At 68.7% G+C, this 20,535-nt stretch carries 25 protein-coding genes; 13 read left to right on the forward strand and 12 right to left on the reverse strand.

Annotated features, from left to right (window positions below):
• Nucleotides 1–111 precede the first annotated feature (111 nt).
• The 3 genes from C475_RS15725 to C475_RS15735 all read left to right on the forward strand — a co-directional run bounded on the left by C475_RS15725 (nt 112) and on the right by C475_RS15735 (nt 1,938).
• Nucleotides 112–429 carry an MTH1187 family thiamine-binding protein gene (locus tag C475_RS15725; RefSeq protein ID WP_006884846.1) on the forward strand — a complete coding sequence of 106 codons (318 nt, stop codon included), beginning with the start codon at nt 112–114 and terminating at the stop codon, nt 427–429.
• Between the two features lie 86 nt (nt 430–515).
• Nucleotides 516–1,448 carry a methenyltetrahydromethanopterin cyclohydrolase gene (gene mch, locus C475_RS15730; RefSeq protein WP_006884847.1) on the forward strand — a complete coding sequence of 311 codons (933 nt, stop codon included), beginning with the start codon at nt 516–518 and terminating at the stop codon, nt 1,446–1,448.
• A 16-nt stretch (nt 1,449–1,464) separates the two neighbouring features.
• A complete protein-coding gene (locus C475_RS15735; RefSeq protein WP_235728468.1) occupies nt 1,465–1,938 on the forward strand; it encodes a hypothetical protein in 474 nt (157 codons plus the stop codon).
• Between the two features lie 19 nt (nt 1,939–1,957).
• Here C475_RS15735 and C475_RS15740 read toward each other — a convergent pair whose 3' ends face one another.
• Nucleotides 1,958–2,359, reverse strand: coding sequence for a hypothetical protein (locus C475_RS15740; RefSeq protein WP_006884849.1), 402 nt, complete (start codon nt 2,357–2,359; stop codon nt 1,958–1,960).
• Between the two features lie 121 nt (nt 2,360–2,480).
• Here C475_RS15740 and C475_RS15745 point away from each other — a divergent pair, with 121 nt between their 5' ends.
• A complete protein-coding gene (locus tag C475_RS15745; RefSeq protein ID WP_049930763.1) occupies nt 2,481–3,200 on the forward strand; it encodes a helix-turn-helix domain-containing protein in 720 nt (239 codons plus the stop codon).
• Nucleotides 3,201–3,230: 30 nt separating this feature from the next.
• On the opposite strand, the gene C475_RS15750 is transcribed toward C475_RS15745, so the two are convergent.
• The 3 genes from C475_RS15750 to C475_RS15760 form a co-directional block, all read right to left on the reverse strand.
• Nucleotides 3,231–3,872, reverse strand: coding sequence for an alpha/beta hydrolase (locus C475_RS15750; protein WP_006884851.1), 642 nt, complete (start codon nt 3,870–3,872; stop codon nt 3,231–3,233).
• 203 nt (nt 3,873–4,075) lie between these two features.
• Nucleotides 4,076–4,918: a BKACE family enzyme gene (locus C475_RS15755; protein WP_006884852.1), complete on the reverse strand. Its 843-nt coding sequence runs from the start codon at nt 4,916–4,918 to the stop codon at nt 4,076–4,078.
• Nucleotides 4,915–5,145: a hypothetical protein gene (locus C475_RS15760; protein WP_006884853.1), complete on the reverse strand. Its 231-nt coding sequence runs from the start codon at nt 5,143–5,145 to the stop codon at nt 4,915–4,917. The genes C475_RS15755 and C475_RS15760 overlap by 4 nt, the downstream gene beginning before the upstream one ends.
• A gap of 588 nt (nt 5,146–5,733) precedes the next feature.
• Here C475_RS15760 and pyrF point away from each other — a divergent pair.
• Together pyrF and C475_RS15770 are read left to right on the forward strand one after the other, a co-directional pair.
• A complete protein-coding gene (gene pyrF / locus C475_RS15765; RefSeq protein WP_006884854.1) occupies nt 5,734–6,546 on the forward strand; it encodes an orotidine-5'-phosphate decarboxylase in 813 nt (270 codons plus the stop codon).
• Nucleotides 6,547–6,661: 115 nt separating this feature from the next.
• Entirely contained in the window at nt 6,662–7,288 is a 627-nt protein-coding gene (locus C475_RS15770; protein ID WP_006884855.1) for a sensor domain-containing protein, read from the forward strand.
• A gap of 1 nt (nt 7,289) precedes the next feature.
• Here C475_RS15770 and C475_RS15775 read toward each other — a convergent pair whose 3' ends face one another.
• Nucleotides 7,290–7,499 (reverse strand): hypothetical protein, encoded by a 210-nt coding sequence (locus C475_RS15775; RefSeq protein WP_006884856.1) that lies wholly within the window; start codon nt 7,497–7,499, stop codon nt 7,290–7,292.
• A gap of 91 nt (nt 7,500–7,590) precedes the next feature.
• Between C475_RS15775 and C475_RS15780 the strand changes: the two genes are divergently transcribed.
• On the forward strand, nt 7,591–8,940 hold the full coding sequence (locus C475_RS15780; protein WP_006884857.1) for an outer membrane protein assembly factor BamB family protein: 1,350 nt from the start codon (nt 7,591–7,593) through the stop codon (nt 8,938–8,940).
• A gap of 72 nt (nt 8,941–9,012) precedes the next feature.
• On the forward strand, nt 9,013–9,600 hold the full coding sequence (locus tag C475_RS15785; RefSeq protein ID WP_006884858.1) for a J domain-containing protein: 588 nt from the start codon (nt 9,013–9,015) through the stop codon (nt 9,598–9,600).
• Between the two features lie 160 nt (nt 9,601–9,760).
• Here the strand turns inward: C475_RS15785 and C475_RS15790 are convergent, their stop codons facing one another.
• Nucleotides 9,761–10,096 carry a DUF7344 domain-containing protein gene (locus tag C475_RS15790; protein WP_152436461.1) on the reverse strand — a complete coding sequence of 112 codons (336 nt, stop codon included), beginning with the start codon at nt 10,094–10,096 and terminating at the stop codon, nt 9,761–9,763.
• Nucleotides 10,097–10,846: 750 nt separating this feature from the next.
• Between C475_RS15790 and C475_RS15795 the strand changes: the two genes are divergently transcribed.
• The 3 genes from C475_RS15795 to C475_RS15805 all read left to right on the forward strand — a co-directional run bounded on the left by C475_RS15795 (nt 10,847) and on the right by C475_RS15805 (nt 14,568).
• Nucleotides 10,847–11,518 carry a phosphoglycolate phosphatase gene (locus tag C475_RS15795; protein WP_006884860.1) on the forward strand — a complete coding sequence of 224 codons (672 nt, stop codon included), beginning with the start codon at nt 10,847–10,849 and terminating at the stop codon, nt 11,516–11,518.
• Nucleotides 11,519–11,671: 153 nt separating this feature from the next.
• Nucleotides 11,672–13,423 carry a GTPBP1 family GTP-binding protein gene (locus C475_RS15800; protein ID WP_006884861.1) on the forward strand — a complete coding sequence of 584 codons (1,752 nt, stop codon included), beginning with the start codon at nt 11,672–11,674 and terminating at the stop codon, nt 13,421–13,423.
• Between the two features lie 248 nt (nt 13,424–13,671).
• The gene (locus tag C475_RS15805) at nt 13,672–14,568 is read left to right on the forward strand and encodes a hypothetical protein (protein WP_049930755.1); all 897 of its coding nucleotides are present in this window, start codon (nt 13,672–13,674) and stop codon (nt 14,566–14,568) included.
• A gap of 124 nt (nt 14,569–14,692) precedes the next feature.
• Here the strand turns inward: C475_RS15805 and C475_RS15810 are convergent, their stop codons facing one another.
• On the reverse strand, nt 14,693–14,968 hold the full coding sequence (locus C475_RS15810) for a hypothetical protein (RefSeq protein WP_006884863.1): 276 nt from the start codon (nt 14,966–14,968) through the stop codon (nt 14,693–14,695).
• A 78-nt stretch (nt 14,969–15,046) separates the two neighbouring features.
• Complete coding sequence (locus tag C475_RS15815) at nt 15,047–15,709, reverse strand: helix-turn-helix domain-containing protein (protein ID WP_049930765.1); 663 nt, start codon at nt 15,707–15,709, stop codon at nt 15,047–15,049.
• A gap of 85 nt (nt 15,710–15,794) precedes the next feature.
• On the opposite strand from C475_RS15815, the gene C475_RS15820 reads away from it, so the two are divergent.
• Nucleotides 15,795–16,634 carry an SDR family oxidoreductase gene (locus C475_RS15820; protein ID WP_006884865.1) on the forward strand — a complete coding sequence of 280 codons (840 nt, stop codon included), beginning with the start codon at nt 15,795–15,797 and terminating at the stop codon, nt 16,632–16,634.
• Between the two features lie 45 nt (nt 16,635–16,679).
• Here C475_RS15820 and C475_RS15825 read toward each other — a convergent pair whose 3' ends face one another.
• The 3 genes from C475_RS15825 to C475_RS15835 form a co-directional block, all read right to left on the reverse strand.
• A complete protein-coding gene (locus tag C475_RS15825) occupies nt 16,680–17,360 on the reverse strand; it encodes an HAD family hydrolase (protein ID WP_006884866.1) in 681 nt (226 codons plus the stop codon).
• Between the two features lie 91 nt (nt 17,361–17,451).
• Nucleotides 17,452–17,826 (reverse strand): hypothetical protein, encoded by a 375-nt coding sequence (locus tag C475_RS15830; protein ID WP_006884867.1) that lies wholly within the window; start codon nt 17,824–17,826, stop codon nt 17,452–17,454.
• Nucleotides 17,826–18,275 (reverse strand): DUF2240 family protein, encoded by a 450-nt coding sequence (locus C475_RS15835; RefSeq protein ID WP_006884868.1) that lies wholly within the window; start codon nt 18,273–18,275, stop codon nt 17,826–17,828. Before C475_RS15835 ends, C475_RS15830 begins: the two co-directional genes overlap by 1 nt.
• Before the next feature lie 147 nt (nt 18,276–18,422).
• Between C475_RS15835 and C475_RS15840 the strand changes: the two genes are divergently transcribed.
• The gene (locus tag C475_RS15840) at nt 18,423–18,794 is read left to right on the forward strand and encodes a 30S ribosomal protein S8e (RefSeq protein WP_006884869.1); all 372 of its coding nucleotides are present in this window, start codon (nt 18,423–18,425) and stop codon (nt 18,792–18,794) included.
• A 416-nt stretch (nt 18,795–19,210) separates the two neighbouring features.
• On the opposite strand, the gene C475_RS15845 is transcribed toward C475_RS15840, so the two are convergent.
• The gene (locus C475_RS15845) at nt 19,211–20,209 is read right to left on the reverse strand and encodes a phosphate uptake regulator PhoU (protein ID WP_006884870.1); all 999 of its coding nucleotides are present in this window, start codon (nt 20,207–20,209) and stop codon (nt 19,211–19,213) included.
• Between the last annotated feature and the right edge of the window lie 326 nt (nt 20,210–20,535).

Raw genomic sequence — 20,535 nt, forward strand, 5'->3', positions numbered from 1 at the left:
TGAATATCTCGATTGAGAACTCCGCAACCAGTGGGCAGGCACTCGGTCTCTGCGGCGTCGAGCGGTCGCTGCAGCGGAGAACCTTTGGCCCGCGCTGGCGTAGGTCTGACTATGACGGTTATCGGGTTCCTGAGCGTCGCACCGGTCGTCGAGGGGAGCATGTCCGAGGAAGTCGCGAAGGCCGTCGCGGCGCTCGACGACTTCGACGTGGGGTACGAGACGACGCCGATGGGGACGGTCATCGAGGCCGACGACTCCGCGGAGCTGTTCGCCGCCGCTGGGGCGGCCCACGAAGCGGTCGACGGCGACCGCGTGAGCACGTTCCTCAAGGTCGACGACAAGCGGACGGTCGACCAGGCGGCCAGCGAGAAGGTCGACGCCGTCGAGGAACACCTGGGACGCGAGGCCAGGCGAGAGCGCACCGAGTGAGCCGAGGCGGCCCGGTCGCCGGTGCGGTCCGGGCGGCCGCGACGGCGAACCGAAGACCGAAGTCCCAGCGGCGTGGATGGCGGGGCATGGAGAGTCTCAACCGGACCGCGACGGATCTGGTCGACGAAGCGCTGGACTTCGCCGACGAGCTGAACGTCGCGGCCCATCAGCTGGACAGCGAGGCGCTGGTCGTCGACTTCGGCGTCGACGTGCCCGGCGGCGTCGAGGCGGGGATGATGCTCGCGGAGATACAGACCGCCGGGCTGGCGACCGTCCAGAGCAGCCTGGAGGAGGTGGCCGGCGCGCCGCTGACACACGTCGAGCTGTCGACCGACCACCCCGCGATGGCGCTGCTGTGCTCGCAGAAGGCGGGCTGGGAACTCAGCGTCGATGGCTTCGAGGGGCTGGGCAGCGGTCCCGCCCGTGCGCTCGTCGCCGAGGAGGAGGAGTTCCAGCGGGTCGGCTATCGCGACGACTTCGAGTTCGCCGTCCTCGCGGTCGAGACGGAGACGGTTCCCGACGAGGCCGTGATCGAGCACGTCGCCGAGCGGGCAGGCGTCTCCGAGAGCGGCGTGTTCGTCCAGGCGTTCTCGACGGCCAGTCTCACCGGCAGCGTCGCGATGGCGGCCCGCGCGGCCGAACTCGCGGCCTTCCGGCTCTCAGAGTTGGGCTACGACCCGCTCGATATCCTCTCGGTCAACGGGTCGGCGCCGGTGGCGCCGGTCGCCGACGACGAGGAGACGGCCATCGCGCGGACGAACGACGCGCTGGCCTACGGCGGCCAGGCCCACCTGGTCGTCGACGAGCCGTTCGACCGCTTCGACGAGGTGCCCTCGACCGCGACCGACGAGTACGACACGCCGTTCGCCGAGATCTTCGCCGACGCCGACTGGGACTTCTTCGAGGTGCCCGAGTCCGTGTTCGCGCCCGCGCAGGTGACCATCGACGTGGTCGGCGGCGACACGCACGTCCTCGGCGACGTGAACGACGAGCGCCTCGCCGAGAGCTTCGGCCTCTAGCGTGCGCTACAAGATCGTGCCCCCGGTTCGGGACCCGGCGTTCCTCGCCGCCGCCCAGCGCGCCGTCCCGCTGGTCCCGGGGACGGTCGAGGACTGCTGTCTCCGGATCGTCGACGAGACGGATGCGCCCTCGCGGGACGCCGCCAGGGAGTACCTGACCTTCCTCGAGGCGCTCGAACTCGTCGAGGAAACGTCGCGGGGGTTCGAGCGGCGTCGGGTCGATGTCGAAGCGGTGGACCTGGGCGACGCCTTTGAGCGCCGGGTGTTCGGCGCGCACGAACTGCTCGACGCGCTTCGCGAGGCCGAGTCGCTGACCGTCGAGGAGGCGTTCGACGAACTTCGCGAGCACGTCCCACGGTGGGAGCGCGACCGCCACACCGACTGGGAGGCCGAGTGGCGCGAGCGAACGGAGCGGCTGCTCAACTGGTGCGTGACGTTCGACCTCGCGGTCCGCGACGGCGACCGCTATCGTCCGGCCGGCCTGTCGTAGACGCGTTCGCTCGGATCGATTACTTCTCGGCGGTCCACTCGCGGGCTTCGGCCATGTCCGAAGTCACCAGCGGCTCCGCGCCGCTGTGTTCCATCCCTTCGAGGATGCTCTCCACGTCCATCTCCGAGATGACGCTGTCCGGGTGGACGACCGCCGAGTACTCGAGACCGACGTCGAGCGCACGCGGCATCCACTCGGTCTGCATCCACTGCTGGTCCTCGGCGTCGTGGGCGTTGATCCCGCGCGTGTCCGTCAAGACCTTGGCTGCGTCTCGTCGCTTGATCGCGTCCAGCAACGCCTCACAGCCCTCTCTGAACGTCGCGCCCGAGACATACTTGTCCCACGTGAAAACGATAGCGCCGATCTCCTCGTCCCACTCTATCGTGTAATTCTCAGTATCGTCGATAGTTTTTACTGCCACATCTCTAACCCCTTTTTTTACCGCATAAATCGACCGACCAGATTATCATCATTGAAAACTTGGCCGGCAGACGGACGGACAGGATCGAAACAGATTAGCTATGTCCAACGAACCGATGGATATGCGCGAGTTCGAGTTCGTCCTCACCTACCGGGCGGGCGCCGACGAGCTGATGGACGTGTTCGTCGAGCGGTCGGGACTGCGCGCGCAGACGGCGGCGTGTTTCGCGAACGACCGGTCGATGTGGCGTGTCGACCACGTGCTCGGGCCGGCCGAGGCGCTCGACGCCGTCGAGACCCATTTCCTCGACGAGACGACCTGCAACGAGTGTCTGGACGTGGAAGGCTGTACCTCCAGCCGCGAGTACCAGGTCATCAGCTCGGACCCGGAACACCGCGTCTACTTCACGCGCCGCGAGGAGATCCAGCACTGCCACTCGATCCCCTATCTCGCCGTCGACCACGTCGGCGACGGCCTCCTGATCGAGGCCGAGCGCCGTAACGACGAGTACGTCTGGCGGCTGCTGATCTCCGACGACTGTGCAGTCGGCGAACTGTACGACCGGATCGACGCCCAGCTCCGCGACGGCATCTCGCTGGAACTCGGCCACGTCTCGGACCCGCAGAACTGGAACGGCGGCTTCGGGACTGCTGGGCTCCTGACGCCGGAGGAACGCGAAGCCGTCGCCAGCGCGGTCGAAGCAGGCTACTACGGCACCCCTCGGGACGCCACCGTCGCCGACCTGGCCGAGCGGCTCGACACGCCACACTCGACGGTCCAGTACCGCCTCCAGCGCGCCGAGGAGAAGATCGTCGAGCGCTTCGCGTCCGAGACGCTCTGACGGGTCCGAACCACGGCGTCGGCCGCCACCTCAGTCGTCGACCAGGTCCGCGACCATCCCGCTCACGTACTCGACCTCGTCGTCGTTGACGCCGTGGCCCATGCCCGGGTAGATGCGTTCCTCCACGTCGGCGTCCAGCTTCTCCAGCACCTCCGTCGTCACGTGGACGCGTTCCTCGGGGATGTGCGGGTCCACGTCGCTACACCCGACGAACGACGGCGTGCCCTCCAGCGACCCCTCGAACTCGGCGGGATCGATCGTCTCGCCGATGAGCCCGCCGGAGAAGGCGACGTGCCCGCCGTAGCGCTCGGGGTTGCGCGCCACGAACTCCGACCCGAGACAGGCGCCCTGGGAGAACCCGAGTATCAGCACCTTCTCGGTGGGGATCCCGGCGTCGTTCGCTTCGCCGAGCGCGTCCTCGATGGCTTGCAGCCCCGACGAGCGGCCGGGCTCGTTGGACTCGACGGGTTCGAGGAAGGAGTTGGGGTACCAGGTGTTGCGCGCGGCCTGCGGGGCGAGCAGCGCGACGCCGTCCGCGTGGAGCTGCCGTCCCATCTGGAGGATGCTCTGGGCGGTCGCGCCGCGGCCGTGGACGAGGATCATCGCCGCTTCGGCGTCCTCCAGGGGCGTCCCGCCCGTGGCCAGTTGCTGTCCCTGATGGGGACCGTCCATTCAGGCCACCTCCCCGCGGTCCGCTGTGCGTTCGCCGGTCGGCTCAACGTCGAGCGTGCGTCGCTGGTCGGTCACGCCAGTCCATACGGCATCGTCCTACAAAGGCGCTCGCCGACATCCGCGTCACCCGATGACATCGGCGTTACCGACCCGTGTCAGGCGACCTGTCGACCGCTCGCCGCCCCCGCCCTCACCCGGTCGCCTCAGAGCCCCAGGATCTCCCGGGCCTGTGAGGTGTCGGCCACCTCCCGACCGAGTTCGTCGGCGACTCGCACCACGCGTTCGACGAGCTGGGCGTTGCTCTCGGCGAGTTCCCCCTGCCGGTAGTAGACGTTGTCTTCCAGCCCGACGCGGACGTTCCCGCCGAACAGGACTCCCATCGTCGCGAAGGGCAACTGGTGGCGGCCGAACCCGAGCGTGTTGAACAGCGCGCCGTCGGGGAGGTTGTCGACCGCGTTGAGGAAGTTCCCCGGACGCGGCCGCGTCAGCGTTCCGGGACCGAAGACGAGCGTCGCGTACACCGGCTCGGCCAGATCGCGGCGGTCGAGCAGGCCGTGGACCTCGTTGAGGTGGCCGTCGTTGAACACCTCCAGTTCGGGTTTGATCCCGCGGTCGGCCATCTCGTCGTACAGCGCGTCGATGGTCGCGAGCGTGTTCTCGCTCGTCAGCCGCTCGTAGCGGTTCAGCGGCCCCATGTCCAGCGACGCCATCTCCGGCGGCGGATCCGTGCGTAGCCCCAGGTGCCGCTTCTCCGTCGGTGCCTGGGTCGCCCCGGTCGTGTGCTGGATGACCACGTCGTCGGTGTACCGCCGGATCGCCTCGTCGATCGCCTGGAAGCGCTCGGTCGAGAAGGCCCGTTCGCCGTTGTCCGTCCTGGCGTGGACGTGGACGACCGACGCGCCCGCCGCCTCGACTTCCCCGGCCGCCTTCCCGATCTCCTCGGGCGTCTCGGGCAGGTTCGGGTTCGCCTCCTTGCCGTGGATCCCGCCGGTCAGCGCCGCCGTGACGACGACCGGCTCGTCGGCGAGGAATCGTTCGTAGCTCACGAGCCGTCATCCCCGTGGCCGTCTTCGGATTCGTGGTCGTCCACGTCGGCGTCGGCGTGCTCGCGATAGATCTCGCAGTCCTCGGCGTGGTCGAGGTCGAACCGGTCGTTGCAGATGTCGGCGCGCATCGGCTGGACGAATCGCTCGGCGCCCTCGCAGTAGGCGCGCGCCTCGTCGAAGGACTTCCCGTCTGCGGATTCGCGATAGGAGAGGAACGGACAGGTCACGGCTCGACTAGGGCGCACAGATCCAAAAAGCCCGACGCAGCACACGAGTCGGTCGCGGACTCGGTGTCGATGGATGTTCGGTACAGGTGAGGTAGTTAGCGGTGCGTCCGGCGTGCGCTGTCGAGCGTGCCCGCGTCTCGCGCGGGCCGCTCGAAACAGTCGCCCGAGGTCCTCGCGAACCGTGTGAGCGAGGGCTTGTCAGAGCGTGCTCTGACAGTGGATGAGAAGCGCAGCCTGCGAGCATCGCAAGAGGTTGGGAAGGTGTGAGGCCGTCCGCGGTGCTGTGCGGGGCGGTCCTGGCGGACTGAAAGGGCGAGGCGCGCTCGCGTTTATTCAGTCGCCTGAGCGACCCCTATCCGAAGCGGCCGCAGGCCGCGAGGATATGTCGGTCAGCGACCGCGAGCGCGGTGAGGGCTTTCATCGCGTGCTGTCCCCGGTGAGTGCGGTCGCTGTCGTTCGATTTTATTCCACAACTCGTTCACCCGAAAGGACTGATAAGCAAGCACGCCGAATCGAGCGGACTACGAGTCCGGGGGCGTCGAACCGAGAGTCGCAACATTGTTTATCGGACTCGGCGACTCGGGAGGTATGAACTTCTTCGACCGGCTGGCCGACCGGATCGCGACCGTCGACAGCGTCGTCTCGGTCGGGCTGGACCCCGACCCCGCGCGGATCCCCGACCACCTGGCAGACCACGACCTGCCCCGATGGGCGTTCAACCGCCGGATCATCGACGCCACGCACGAACACGCCGCCGCCTACAAGCCCAACGCCGCCTTCTACGAGGACCCGGACGGCTGGACGGCCCTGCGCGAGACCGTCGCCTACGCTCACGGCAAGGACGTGCCGGTCCTGCTGGACGCCAAGCGCGCCGACATCGGCAACACCGCCCGCCAGTACGCCGACCTGCTCGACGACGACGACGGCATGGGCGTCGACGCCATCACCGTCAATCCCTACCTCGGCCGGGACTCGCTCGAACCGTTCCTCTCACGGGCAGACAAGGGCGTCATCGTCCTCTGTCGCACCTCTAACCCCGGCGGCGCCGACCTGCAGGGTCTCGAACTCGAAACCGGCGAACCGCTGTACGAACGGGTCGCCGCGATGGCCGACCTGTGGAACGGCAACGACAACGTCGGCCTCGTCGTCGGCGCCACCGCCCCTGAAGAACTGGAAGAGGTCCGCGAGATCGTCCCCGACATCCCGTTCCTCGTCCCCGGCGTCGGCGCGCAGGGCGGCGACGCCGAAGCGGCCGTCGAGTACGGCCTCGCCGACGGCGTCGGGCTCGTCAACTCCTCGCGGGGTATCATCTTCGCCGGCGAGAACCAGGGCGAGGGCTTCGCCGACGCCGCCGGCCAGGCGGCGAAGCGCCTCAAAAAGCGGCTGAACCGGTACCGGTAGCGCGGCCGGGCAACGACCCCCGTCTCGAAACCAGTATTTAAATCTAGGGGAGCGGTTCCGCGACTGAAACCGTGATCCCCCTTACACGGAGGAGCGGGTCCACGGTCTACACGTGATGACCACGATAGAATCCGCGTTCCGCCGCTTCGTCGGCGTGACGGTCGACCTGCAGACGTACAGGAACATCGCGTACTTGTTGCTGGCGTTCCCGCTCGGGACGCTCTATTTCACGGTGCTCTGGGGCGGCGGCGTCGCGGGGGTCTCGCTGGTCCCGCTGTTCCTGTTCGGGGTTCCTCTGCTGATCGCGGTGCTGGCCGTCGCCGTCCACCTCGCGGAACTGGAGGCGCGTCTCACCCGCGGCCTGGTCGGCAGCGACGTGAACTTCGAAGCGCCGCGCCCGAACGAGGAGACCGCCGTCGAGTTCGCGAAGCACCTGGTGACCGACTCGCGAAGCTACAGGGCGGCCGTCTACCTGCTGTCGAAGTTCGTCGTCGGCGTTGCGGCGTTCGCGGCGGTGTCGACCGCAGCGGCCGTCTCGACCGCGATGGTCCTCGCGCCGCTCCTCTACGGAAACCCGGAGGTTCACTACGATTTCGGGGTCTGGTCGGTCACGACGCTCCCCGGTGCGGTCGCGGTCGCCGCTGTCGGAGTCCTCCTCGGGTTCCTCACCCTCCACGCCTGTAACGTCGGCGCGCGAGCGGTCGGCGAATACACCGAACTGATGTTGGGATCCGCCGACTGAGTCAGAACTCGTAGGTGTCGACGCCGTCGGGCATGTCGTCGCCGGTCCCGGTCGGGTCCGCGGGGTCGCCGCCCTCGATCTCGGCCACGCACTCGCTACAGATCCCCAGCTGGGCGTCGAAGTGCCGGTCACACACCAGGTTCCCGCAGCGGTCGCAGGTGTGGTCGACCTCGGGGCGCTGGCAGATCTCGCAGAGCCCGGACACGCTCATGATCCGCGGTTGGGTCCCGACGCGTTTAGGGGTTGGGTGGCCGATGCTGTCGGCCACAAGACACTTATCCGACTTCGGAGTGGTCGAGGGTATGGACGCGCCCTCCCGTCGACGGGTTCTCGCTGTCGCCGCCGTAGCGGCCGGTGCGAGCGGTTGTCTCGACGGCGCCGGCTCCGCGTCGACAGCGTCGCCTTCGACGACCAGCGGAGACGAGACGCCGACCGCGTCACCGACGGCGACGGACCCGCACACGCCGACGGCGACCGAACCACCCACGGCCAGCGACACGGCCACCGATCCGTCGACCGGGTCGCCCGCGACGGAGTCGCCGGGGGTCGCGTGGCGGGACGCCTTCGACGAGCCGGTAACGGCGCGACCCTTCGTCGGTGAGGACCGCCTGTTCGCGGGGTCGGAGGGCGGAACGCTCCGCGCCTACGGCTCGGACGGCGACCTCGCGTGGAAGCGTGATTTCCCCTCGCGGGTGCGGGACCTGACCGTCGCGGACGGGACGCTGCTGGCGCTGGTCGGGACGGACGAACTGTCGTCCGCCCACACCGTTCACGCGCTCGACGCCGCCTCCGGTCGGGAGCGCTGGACGTTCAGCCCGACCGACTGGTGGCTCGACGTCCTGGCCGCGTCGGGCGGAACGGCGTACGTCGCGACCGCGGACGACGCGCTCTCGGAGTCGGGGGAGACGCTCTACGCGCTCGATCTCGTCGGCGGTGACACGGAGTGGTCGGCGGGGATCGGTGACCCGCGCGAGGCGGTCCTCACCGACGACGCGGTCGTCGTTTCGTCATCCGGGCGGACGTACGGGTTCGACCGCACCGACGGCCGCCAGCGGTGGAGCCGCCCGGCCGAAACGGTCTACTCGACGCTCGCGGCCGTCGACGGGACGGTCGTCTACGCGGACAGCTCGGAGGCCGACGACGTCTACAGCGAACTCCTGGGACTCGACGCCGCCTCGGGGGAAGAGCGGTGGCGGCTCGACTCCTGGGCGGTCACCACGACGGTCGCCGGCGACGGCGACCTGTTCGCCGGTGGCGCTCGGACCGCCAGGATCGACCCCGCCGACGGCTCGGCCGCCTGGACGGTGGACAAGCCCGGTCTGCTCACCGACGCCGGCCTGACCGGAGACCGCCTCTACGCGGGCGGCGACGAACTGCACGCGCTGACCCGCGAGGGCGGCGAGCGGGCGTGGACGTGGACGCCCGACCCGCCACAGGGTGGCGTCTCGGCGGCCGGCGTCGCCGACGAAACCCTCTACCTCGACTCGTACCACGATGCCGACGTTCGCAATCAGTACAAGTTCGCGGTCGAGACGGCAGACGGGAGCGACCGCTGGACGTTCGAGAACGGCACCGAACTCACGGACCTCTCCGTCGGTGCGGACCTCGCGGTCGGCGGCGGCGAGGACGGGACCCTCTACGCGCTCCGGTAGCGGTCGGAGGCGCGCACCCGAACGGGAGCCGCGTCCGAGACGTTTAGGGGGCACCGACGCCAAGGGACGAGCGTGTACGGTTCCCGACTCGTCTCGGCGCTCGCGGCCGTGTTCACGGCCATAGCCGTCCTCTTCGCTATCTTCGGGGTCGTCGCGAACGTGGGCTTTTTCGCCGTCGCGCTGCTGTTCGGCGCGGTCGCGTACTTCATGTGGTACCACGCCTCCGGCCGGTTCGCCCAGCGGCTCTACCGCGGCGTCGAGGAACGTGCCGCCCCCGGTGGCGGCGGCCGGGGCGGCCGCGGCGGTTTCGGCGCCGGTCCCCGCGAGGACTGGGAACCGCCGCGCGACGAGGACGCAGGTCGCCGGGCGCGAGCGGCCGGCGGCCAGGCCCGCGGCGGTCGCGCGCGCACCGGTGGTCGACGGCGACAGGCACGCGCGGGGGGCCAGCGTCGGCGGCGACGCGCGGCCGCCGCGGCCCAGCCCAGCGGTCCGACGGCCGCCGAGGCCTACGACACGCTCGAACTGGACCGCGGTGCCGACGATGACGCCGTCAAGGCCGCCTACCGCGAGAAAGTCAAAGAGGTCCACCCCGACTCCCCCGACGGCGACGAGGAGGAGTTCAAGGAGGTCCAGTCAGCCTACGAGCGGCTGACCGACTGAGTGCTGCCCCGTTCGATTCGAATGCGTACTGACCGCTGGATCATCTACCAGTTGCAAATGATATTCGTCCCGCGATGCAGGATGAAGGTGTATATCTCGCACGAGCACACTCCGTCGTCCGCGAGATAGAATTCATAGATACAGACGAAGACTGTTGGCGTTAGTGATCCAGATACTGAAGGATGTCTGTCCTCTGGTCGCGCAACTCGACGACCTCTCGGTCGTGATCATACCCGATGGCGCCAGCGTCGGCCAGAATCGGGAGATGTGCGTGGACGAGACTCGTACAGATACGCTCGTAGCGGTCACGGGTGTGTTCGCCTTCAAGCAGCGCGATCTGGTCGGCCACGTCACTCACCGGAGTAGCGCCTGCCTGGGTGGCGAGGTACTTGAGTGCGACCCGGCGACGGTGGTGGGAGAGAAGCTTGAAAACTTCCGACACGGATTCTTCGGCGTCGATGTTTCCTGGGCTGCTGTCAGTGGTTTTGGTCGTCATAGCGGTGTCTTACTCCGCGATCTCTTTGACTGGTCGCCGCCCTCGGGCGGACGGACACCGCGGAGTCCGTTTGGTATTCACGAAGGGGGTATCTTAACTGTATGTTACCATGTCGCGAGGGTAACCTACCGTTTGGGGGAAAGATTCGGGCCAGATATAGATATATTAACTGATATAGTTCCGACAGAGGGGCTCACTCGTCGACAAAGTCGCAGCCATTGTCGGGAGGGGCAGCACCGCTGGTTTTTTCGATACTAATTCGCCAGTCCGGCACTAAGTCCGACGGGGAGGTGACCTCCCACGTGTCTTCGACTTCGGTGCCTCTAGCGAAGGACTCCCGCAGCAGCGTAGCGAGCGCTCGCTCGAAGGCCTCGGACGGAGACTCCGAACATCCGTCGTTCGATGATGTGGTCATGCTGGTACTGGCCGCAACCTGCAGGATAGCGAACTATAACTGCCCGCGGCCGTGCCGCACCGTAGTCGTCTTGCATATTTAAGCCTCACTGCCGACGAAGAAGTCCGAACGAACACCAACGCCAGCAGTACGTTAGCAGACGGCGTTTTCGGCTGAACAGAATCCGCCCACTGTACTGAACTCACCCGCTCCATGTTGTAGCGGGTTTCTGATTGATCTCATAGAAGTCCACACACGTCGTGGTGTGTGTACACCCTGTACCGAGCGGCCATCGAGGGAGGTCTCGCCGGCGGTTTCACACACGTTTTTGCCGACGGGCCACCCAGCCCAGACCAGTGACGCCACCGCTCGCCGTCGACATCGACGGAACGCTCACCGACGAGGACCGCGCCGTCCACCCGCCCGTCCTGCCCGTCCTGCGGGAGTGGGACGCGCCCGTGGTGCTCGCGACGGGCAAGGCGCTACCGTATCCGGTCGCCCTCTGCGAGTTCGCGGGCGTCGAGCGGACCGTCGTCGCCGAGAACGGCGGTGTCGCGTTCGTCCACGCGACCGACGACCTGCTCTTTCTCGGCGACCGCGAGGCCGCGCAGTCGGTCGTCGACGAGTACGTCGAGACGGGCCACGACCTGGGGTGGGGATCCCACGACCTGATCAACCGCTGGCGCGAGACGGAGGTGGCCGTCAGCCGCGAGGCGCCGCTCGAACCGCTCCAGCGGATCGCCGCCGACCACGGACTCGAAGTCGTCGACACCGGCTTCGCCTACCACGTCAAATCGCCCGACGTGAGCAAAGGGCGAGCGCTGGAGGCCGTCGCCGAGCGGCTCGACCGCGACCCCGAGGAGTTCGTCGCCGTCGGCGACTCGATCAACGACGTGTCGACCTTCGAGGTCGCGGGGCGGTCGTTCGCGGTTGCCAACGCCGACGAGCCGGCCCGCGAGACCGCGGACGTGGTCCTCGACGCCGCCTACGGCGAGGGGTTCCTCGAAGCGGTCGAGCGGGTGCGGTGACCTCGCTGGCCGCTCACACCGGTCGGCCGCGAGGGACTGCCGTATCCGCTCACGACCGCTGGGGACCGATACGGAACGCTCGGGAGCGCTACGGACGGGAATCGGGCGCAAACCCGGAGAAGGCTTTTGTACCGCCCACCGTTACCGACCCCCATGAGCCCCGACCGGGCCGCCCTCGAACGCGCCATCGAGCGCGGTGAGCGCGAGGGCGGCAGCGTCGAGTTCAAAGAGCGGCTCACGAAAGACCTCCACCTGGCGGACGGTCGCCGCGAGTCGCTGGCCGCCCAACTGCGCCATCGCGTCCTCTCCGGCGACGGCGAAGCCACCTACGTCGTCGGCGTCACCGACGACGGCGCCCTCGCCGGCATCGCACCCGAGGAGTTCACCGAGTCGATGGACGTGCTGAGCCTGCTGGCCGAGGAAGCCGACGCCCACATCGAGAACGTCGAAACCTGGGGCGTCGACGCCGACGGCCGCGCCAAACCGAAAGGAAGCGGCCCCGCTCCCGGAGCGGGCGTCGGCGGGACCGAATCCGCCTCCTCGTCGACCGCCTCGGAGTCGTCGACCGCCTCGGAGTCGTCGCTCGACTCGCCCTCGAACCGCGAAACACCCGCCGAAGGCATCGTCGGCGTCGCTACCGTGCGAGAGGGCGCTGTGCTGGAGGACGACGAGCACATCGTCGTCGGCACCGCCGGTCACGTCGACCACGGCAAGTCGACGCTGGTCGGGACGCTGGTCACCGGCCAGTCCGACGACGGCGAAGGCGGCACCCGCTCGTACCTCGACGTGCAACCCCACGAGGTCGAACGCGGTCTCTCCGCCGATCTGTCCTACGGCGTCTACGGCTTCGACGACGACGGACCGGTCCGCATGGACAACCCCGACCGCAAGTCCGACCGCGCCCGCGTCGTCGAGGAGGCGGACCGGCTCGTCTCGTTCGTCGACACCGTCGGCCACGAGCCGTGGCTGCGAACCACCATCCGCGGCCTCGTCGGTCAGAAGCTCGACTACGGCCTCCTGACCGTCGCGGCCGACGACGGCCCGACCAAGACCACCCGCGAACACCTGGGCATCCTCCTGGCGACGGACCTGCCGACGATGGTCGTCATCACGAAGGCCGACATCGTGAGCGACGAGCGTCTCGAGGAGGTCGAACGGGAGGTCGAGCGCCAGCTGCGGGAGGTGGGCAAGACGCCGCTGTCGGTGGCGCGCCACGGCGTCGGCGCGGCCGTCGAGGAGATCGATGAGAACGTCGTCCCCGTGCTGGCGACCAGCGCCGTCTCGATGGACGGGATGGACGCCCTCGACGAACTGCTGGAGCGGTTGCCCAAGACCGCCGGGCCGACCGACGACGAGTTCACGATGTACGTCGACCGCTCGTACAAGGTCACGGGCGTCGGCGCCGTCGCCTCCGGCACCATCCGTTCCGGGCGTGTCGAGGCCGGCGACGAACTCCTGCTCGGGCCGATGCAGGACGGCGGCTTTCGCGAGGTAGAGGTCCGGTCGATCGAGATGCACTACCACCGAGTCGACCGAGCGAAGGCCGGCCGGATCGTCGGCATCGCGCTGAAGGGCGTCCGCGAGGCCGACGTCGAGCGCGGGATGGTTCTCCTGCCGCGCGACGCCGACCCGGATCCCGTCCGGGAGTTCGAGGCCGAGGTGATGGTCCTCAACCACCCGACCCGCATCGGCGAGGGGTACGAACCGGTCGTCCACCTCGAAACCGTCAGCGAGGCCGCCGCCTTCTACCCCGACGACGGACGGCTGCTCCCCGGCGACTCCGGGACGACGCGCGTCCGCTTCAAGTTCCGGGCGTACATGGTCGTGGAGGGCCAGCGGTTCGTCTTCCGCGAAGGCCAGTCCAAGGGCGTCGGCAAGGTCACCGACGTGGACCCCGACGAGTAGCGGTCGCCGACCGGGACGTGGACCGCCGCCAGGCGGCAGTTACGCGCGGTAGCCGTCGTTCACTCCTCTCCAGTACCCGATTACGACACCGCTAGGCCCCGGATACTCGCGACAGCCCGATCTAACTTCCGTCCCCGGATCGCTACCGGTGCGCTACCACCCGGACAGCCGGTCGGTAACTTTGACCGGTGCGATCCAGGTGACGACACGCGTGCGGGACGGCGGGTTCCGCCCGCGGGAGATCACCAATGAGTTTCGAGAATCAGCCAAACCGACAGAACCCGATCGAGCAACAGCAGCTGAGCCGACAGCCCCAGATCCGGCAGGCGAGCCAGCAGCCACAGACACAGCAGGGGTACATCCCCGCGGCACAACAGCCCAGCGGGCAGCAGGCGGGCTTCCCCGGCCAGCAGGGTCGCGGTGCAGACCAGGGCGCACAGGACCAGCGCCACTCCCAGCAGTTCCGACAGCGGATGAGTCAGCTCGCCCAGCAACGATCCCGTGACCCCCAGACCGGTCAGTTCCTGCCACAGAGTCAGCAGCCGACACAGCAGTACCAGGGGAGTCAACAGTCCCAGCAGCCCCGGACCCAGCAGTACCAGCAGCCACAGACACAGCAGGCGAGTCAGCAGCCCCAGTCACAACAGATCCAGACCAAACAGCCCCAGACGCAGCAACTGGGTCAACAGCCGACGCAGCAGCAACTGGGTCAGCAACCGCAGACTCAGCAGATGAACCAGCAGCCCCAGCCACAGCAGATGAACCAGCAGCCCCAGGCCCAGCAGACGAGTCAGCGGCCCCAGACGCAGCAACTCGGCCAGCAGCCGACTCAACAGCAGGGGTACGTCCCCGCGGCGCAACAGCCCAGCGGGCAACAGGCCGGCTTCCCCGGCCAGCAGGGTCGCGGCGCCGACCAGGGCGTCCAGGACCGACGCCACTCCCAGCAGTTCCGACAGCAGATGCACGACCTCGCCGAACAGCGACACCGCGACCCCCAGACCGGCCGGTTCCTGCCGGAGAACCAGCAGGACCAGCAGAGCCAACAGAGTCAACAGGGTCGACAGAGCCAGTCGGGCGGCCAGATGTACGCCCAGCGGTCCGAGCAGACCCAGCAGCCCGAGACGCAGCAGGAGAACTGGCAGTAGGCCCTTCGGGTAGCCACCGCCCGCCGGCGGTCGACACCGCGACACCGGCTATTTTTTCGAGTTCGGCGTCCCGTAGCGTCGGCTGGCGGAAAACCACGTTCGCGGAGGAGCGGCGAGACCGGTTTCAGGACTCCATCTTCGCGACGATCTCGTCGGCCGCGTCGCGAGCCGCGCTCTCGTCGCCGACGCCGTCGACCGGAACGAGGACGCTCTGGGCGGTCCAGTCCTCGTTGCCGTGTTCGTCGCCGGTACGGACTTCGGCGCCCGAGACGACGGAGCCGGCGACGTTCGCCGCCCAGTCCGGCGTCCGGATCTCGTCGAACTCGTCGGGGTCGCGATAGCGCACGTGATAGTAGTTCTCGGTCTGCTCGACGCCCTGGATCGATCGGGAACTCGCCATACCGGGCGGTAGCACTGGCGCGCCCGAGAGTCGTCTGCAGGCGATCGAAAGGGCGACCACGGCGCGGAAACGCGGCCGCTACTCCCCGCCCAAGACGGCCCGTAGGAGCTTCGATTCGGCCTTCCGGAGGTGTTCGGCTGCGGTGCTGGGCGCACAGCCGAGGGCGTCGGCGACCGCCTCGTGGTCGGCGGTCCGGGGCACGTCGTAGTACCCAAGGTCGAGACCCGCCTCGACGGCCTCGCGCTGGCGGTCGGTGAGTCGGGCCGTCGGCGCGACCCGGGAGGTCGCGAGCGACCCGACCGCCTCGACGGTCACCTCGATCGGGTCCGGAACCTCGCCCATCGCCGCCTGGAGTTCCTCGTCCGGGCCGAAGACGGTGAGCGTGACGGTGCCGTCGGCGCCGTAGACGATCGGCGGGACGACGACGAGTCCGCCCCGACTGACCGGACCGAACAGCTCCGCGAGCGACGCGGTCGTCGCGTCGCGGACGTAGACGTAGAAGGCGCCGTCGTCCACGGGCTCGATGTCGTAGCCGACGACCGCGTCGACGTCGTCGGCCGCCGCGGCGAAGGCGTCGGCGTCGCCCTCGACGTAGTGGAGGATGCCCAGCGCGTCGCCGGTGAAGTTCCACTGCAGCGCCGTCGCCCGCTCGACGAACGGCGCTCGCGTCAGGACGCCGTACATCGGGTGGATATCCCCCTCCCTGCCGTGAGCGGTGATCGATACTCGGAGGCGCTTCACGATCGACGATTCGCCCAGACACTTGATAAACCAGCCGGACAGATGCGGCAGCATCGATACGGACGCCGCCCGCGTGCGTCCGAGTATGAACGACGTACTGGTGACCGGTGCGACGGGGACGCTCGGGCGGGCGCTCGTCGGCCGGCTCGTCGACGACGGGTGGCGAGTGCTGGCGGCGAGCCGGACGCCGACCGACGCTTCGGAGATCGCCGGGGCGAACGACGCAGCCGCGGTCGAGTGGGTCGAGCTGGACCTGGTCGAGGGAGTCGGGATCGAGCGCGCAGTCGAGGAGGCCGACGCGGTCGTCCACGCGGCGACGGCGCCGCGGGGAGACCCAGAGGCGGTCGACGTCCGCGGGACCGAACGCCTGCTCGACGCCGCCGAGTCCGCGGGCGTCGACCACTTCGTCTACCCCTCGATCGTCGGCGTCGACGCGATCCCGCTCTCGTACTACGAGCGCAAGCGCGAGGGCGAGCGGGCGGTCGAGGCGAGCCCCGTCCCGTCGACGGTCCTGCGGGCGACGCAGTTCCACGCGTTCGTCGAGGAGATCCTCGGGACTGTCGCGAAAATCCCTGTCTGGCCGCTGCCGACGACGTTTCGGATCCAGCCGGTCGACCACCGGGAGGTCGCCGACCGACTCGTCGACTCCCTCGCCGCCGAACCGCTGGGCCGCGCCGCCCCCGTCGGCGGCCCGGCGGTCCACACGCTCGGGGAACTGGCTGGCGCGTATCGCGAGGCCAGGGGACTCCGCCGAGCTATCGTCCGACTCCCGGTTCCCGGGGTCGTCGCGAAGGGGTTCCGCGACGGGCGAGCGACCCGTCCCGACCGCGCGGTCGGGACCGTGACCTGGGAGTCCTGGCTGGCGGAGCGAGACGGCGGCTCGGCGGAGTCGGCGGCCGAACGGGCGGGGGCGACTTCCGGATGAACGTGTCTGGATCGAGAGCGCGGCCAGCTGTCGCCGCCCGCTCGCTCAGGCCCAGGGTTCCTCGGCGAGGTCGTGGAGCGACTCGACGACGTGATGGGGTTCGGGGTCGAGGGCGGCCGAGCGGTCGCCGTCAGCGAGCCAGACCGACCGCAGTCCCGCCGCGTGAGCCCCGGTCACGTCGGCGGCGTGGGAGTTGCCGACGTGGACGGTCCGGTCGGGGGCGACTCCGAGTTCGTCCAGCGCGAGGTGGAACGGTTCGGGGTCGGGCTTGTACGGCGCGTCGTGACCGCCGTGGACGACCACCTCGAAGCGGTCCTCGATCCCGAGGCCGGCGAGCTTCTGGGACTGCATCCACGGGTCGCCGTTGGTGACCATGCCGACCCGGTAGGCGTCGGTCAGCGCGTCGAGCGCGCGTTCGGCGCCGTCGAGGAAGCGGACGTTCGACTGGTCGCGCTCGTCGGTGTAGATGTCGGCGATCTCCTCGCCGACGGCCTCGCCGTGGCCGGCTTCGGCGGCGAAGGTCCCGAACGCCGCGCGGCGGGTGTCGCGGATGTCGTCGCCGGCGTCGGAGAACTCGGCCAGGCGGCCGACGTACTCGGCGCCGTCGAAGAAGGGGTCGACGCCGACGCGGTCGAAGGCGAGCGCGAGGATGTCGTCGGCGCTGCGCTCGTACGTACAGATGGTGTCGTCCAGGTCGAAGAGGACGGCCTCTACTGGCCCCGTCATTGCGCGATAGTAGCGCCCCGGCGGCCAAAAGCCGGTCGGTCCGGTGCCGTCGAACCGCGGTCCGTCGCCCGCGACGCCGACGCGGCCGAGCTCACTCCCCGTCCGAGAGCCCGGCGACCAGCGCGTCGACGGCCCGCTTGACGGCGGCCCCCGACTCGATCCGGACCGCTCCGTCGTCGGTCACGGACAGGTCTGGCCCGTCGACCGAACCGCGTACTCGCTGGGCGTCCACCGGACCCGCGTCCCCGATCGACAGCACCGCCGCGTCGGGGTAGAGGCGGACGGTTCCGACCCGTTCGTCGCGGTAGGCGACGCCGTAGGCGACCGTACCCTCGGGCGAGGGCGCTGCGTCCGGGTCGGCGTCGACGACGGACACGTCGCCCAGGGAGCCCCGGTCGCGGCCGGAGAGTTCCGAGGAGAGCAACTGGGCGACGCGCTTGCCGTCGGTGATCCGGTCTTCGACCATCAGTCGCCCCCCAGTTCGTCGGCGGCGCGGTCGGCCAGGTCGCCGAGTTCGACGCCCTCGCGGCGGGCGTAGACGACCGCCGCGGCCTCGACGGTGACGCCGAGGTCCGACTGCAGGCGGTTGACCGCGGCGACGGCGTCCTGTTTGTCCACGCCCGACTGGACGATAGCGTCGAGCGCGCGCTCGAAGTTCGACCGCTGGCGCAACACGTCGTCGCCGGGGACGAACTCGTCGGGGACCGTCACCTCCCGTGGTTCGAACGTCGGTCGGAGCTCGTCGTCCGTGCGGTCGAGTAGCCCCTCGGTGGCGGCCACGTCGACGAGGCGCTTGGCCTGCTCGGGGGAGAACCACTCGCGGTCGAGCGAGAGCGCGACGACGAACTCGCTCTCCGAGAGGGACTCGCGGCCCTTCGCCCGGAAGGGGACGGCGACGGCGCGACGCAGACTCATCGTCCGTCGATGGGCGCGTCCCGGAACGTAACGTTGCCGGTCGCCGGCCGCGGTCGGGACCCGGTCGCCCCGCGGCGTGCGAACGGTCCCCGTCGAGACCGACCGAGAGTCGAGAGGTTCAAGTAGACGCTGGGCGACTGCACGGGTATGAAGTTCCAGGGACGCTCCCCGCGCAAGCGAACCGGCGGTCGACGCCGGAACTTCCGGAAGAAGAAAAAGCACGAACTGGGCGACCAGCCGACCGAGACGCGCGTCGGCGAGACGAGCCTGAAGACGGTCGAGGCCCGCGGCAACACCGAGAAGGTCCGCGCGGTCACCGCCAACACCGCCAGCGTCGCCACCGACGGCGATGTCGTCGCCGCCGAGATCGAGGACGTCGAGGAGAACCCCTCGAACCCCAACTACGTGCGCCGGAACATCATCACGAAAGGCGCCATCGTCTCCACCAGCGAGGGCCGCGCCCGCGTGACGTCCCGCCCCGGCCAGGACGGCCAGATCAACGCCGTTCTCGTCGAGTAACGGCGGTCTTCTCTCCGAATTTATACGTTCGCCGCCGCCAGCCGCGGGTCCCGCCTCGACCGCGTCTATATAGCGTTCCGGTTCCCCACGTTCCGGTGGGGATCGGCCCGTAGCACTCTTAGCGAGCCTTATTCCGGTCGGTCACCCAGACAGCGGTGGCGTGCGGCACCAACCACCGAGCACGCACCGAACACTGCCACCCCGTTCGACGCGTTACCGCACGTCCCATTCACGACTGCCACCTCGTTCGGGGCACCCATCCCCGTTTTTGCACCCCACGTAGCCACCGGTCACGATAGGGTCGCGAGGGACGGGCATACCAGCGGGTGGAACTCTCTACCCTGCGACATACCGGAGATTCAGAACTGTAGGCGGCGATCGAATCCGCTCGGACGACGGGCGGGACGGTCGTCGGCTCAGGGCGAGGGCGCCGCTTTCTGGAGGGCGCTCTCGGCGATGTTGCCGCCGTAGTCGGCGGTGCGGGAGAGGGAGTCGACGACGAGCCCGAGCGACTGGGCGAGTTCGGGGTCGTCGAGGTCGCGGATCACGTCGTCGACGTCCCGTGCGCGCTCGTCGATGTCCGGCAGGTCGGCGCGGGCCTCGGTCGCGAGCTCGACGGCCTCGTCGGGGTCGTCTTCGAGCAGCGCGTCCATCGCCGTCTCGGGAACGGTGAGAGCGGCGTTCTGGAGGTCGCTCAACACCTCGGCGACGGACTCGTTGACCGGACCGATCTCCAGGGCGATACTGGCGATCTTCGTCGCGTGGTCGGCGATCCGCTCCAGCTGGCGGGCGCTGGACTGGTAGTCGAAGACTGTCTCGCGGGGGAACCCGATCTCGGTGGCGGCGGCCGGGTTGCGAAGCACCGTCCGGAACACCCGGGAAACCATATACCACAGGCGGTCGACGTCGTCGTCGCGCTCGATCACGTCGTGGGCGAGTTCGTCGTCGTCCTCCAGGAGCGCGGTCACCGCGTCCGAGAGCATCGTCAGCGAGACCAGCCGCATCCGCGTGATGGCGTTGTGGACCGACAGCTCCGAGGAGTCGAGCAGGTCCTGCAGGACCACTCGCTCGCCGGTCTCCTCGATGACCTCCAGTCCGACGAGACCCTGTGTGGCCTCGCGGATGGTGCGGCGCTGGCCCGCGGTGACGCGGGGCGCCTCGAAGTTGATGACGTCGAAGCCGCTGACGTACATCGTCATGACCGCGCGCGTGAGACGGTCGCCCTCCAGCCCGTCGATGTCGATCGACCCTTTCTCGCGCTCCTCCTCGCTTTTCGGCGAGAGCAACAGGATGTCCTCCTCGGAGTGGAACTCGACGACGCTCCCCGCGCTCACGTCGTTCTCCGTCGCCCAATCCTTCGGCAGAGACACCGTGTACGTGGACCCGCCCGTGACCTGGACCTTGCGCGTCTCCATAGGGAGGGGTCGTCGGCACTGACCAATAAATCAACCCCTTTCTATATATTTACAGCTACATACCGGTATATTGCGGAATGTATTCGGTCGGATCGGCTCGCCTCCGGCGGATATCCGCGACGAACTCTGATACGTACTGTCCCCTACCCCCCGCTATATACCCGTCAGAGTTCGGTATGATAGTCGTATCCGACCGGTCGATCGGAATCGCGGTAGCAGCGGCGGGTCGCCCCGCAGTCACGGACCGAACCGGTTCGAAACGGCGCCCGCGGCCGCTCCGGTTCGGCTGCCATCGATGCTGAGACCCGGATTTCGTCGGGTTCGCA

It is taken from the genome of Halosimplex carlsbadense 2-9-1 (assembly GCF_000337455.1).
Classification (GTDB): Archaea; Halobacteriota; Halobacteria; order Halobacteriales; family Haloarculaceae; genus Halosimplex; species Halosimplex carlsbadense.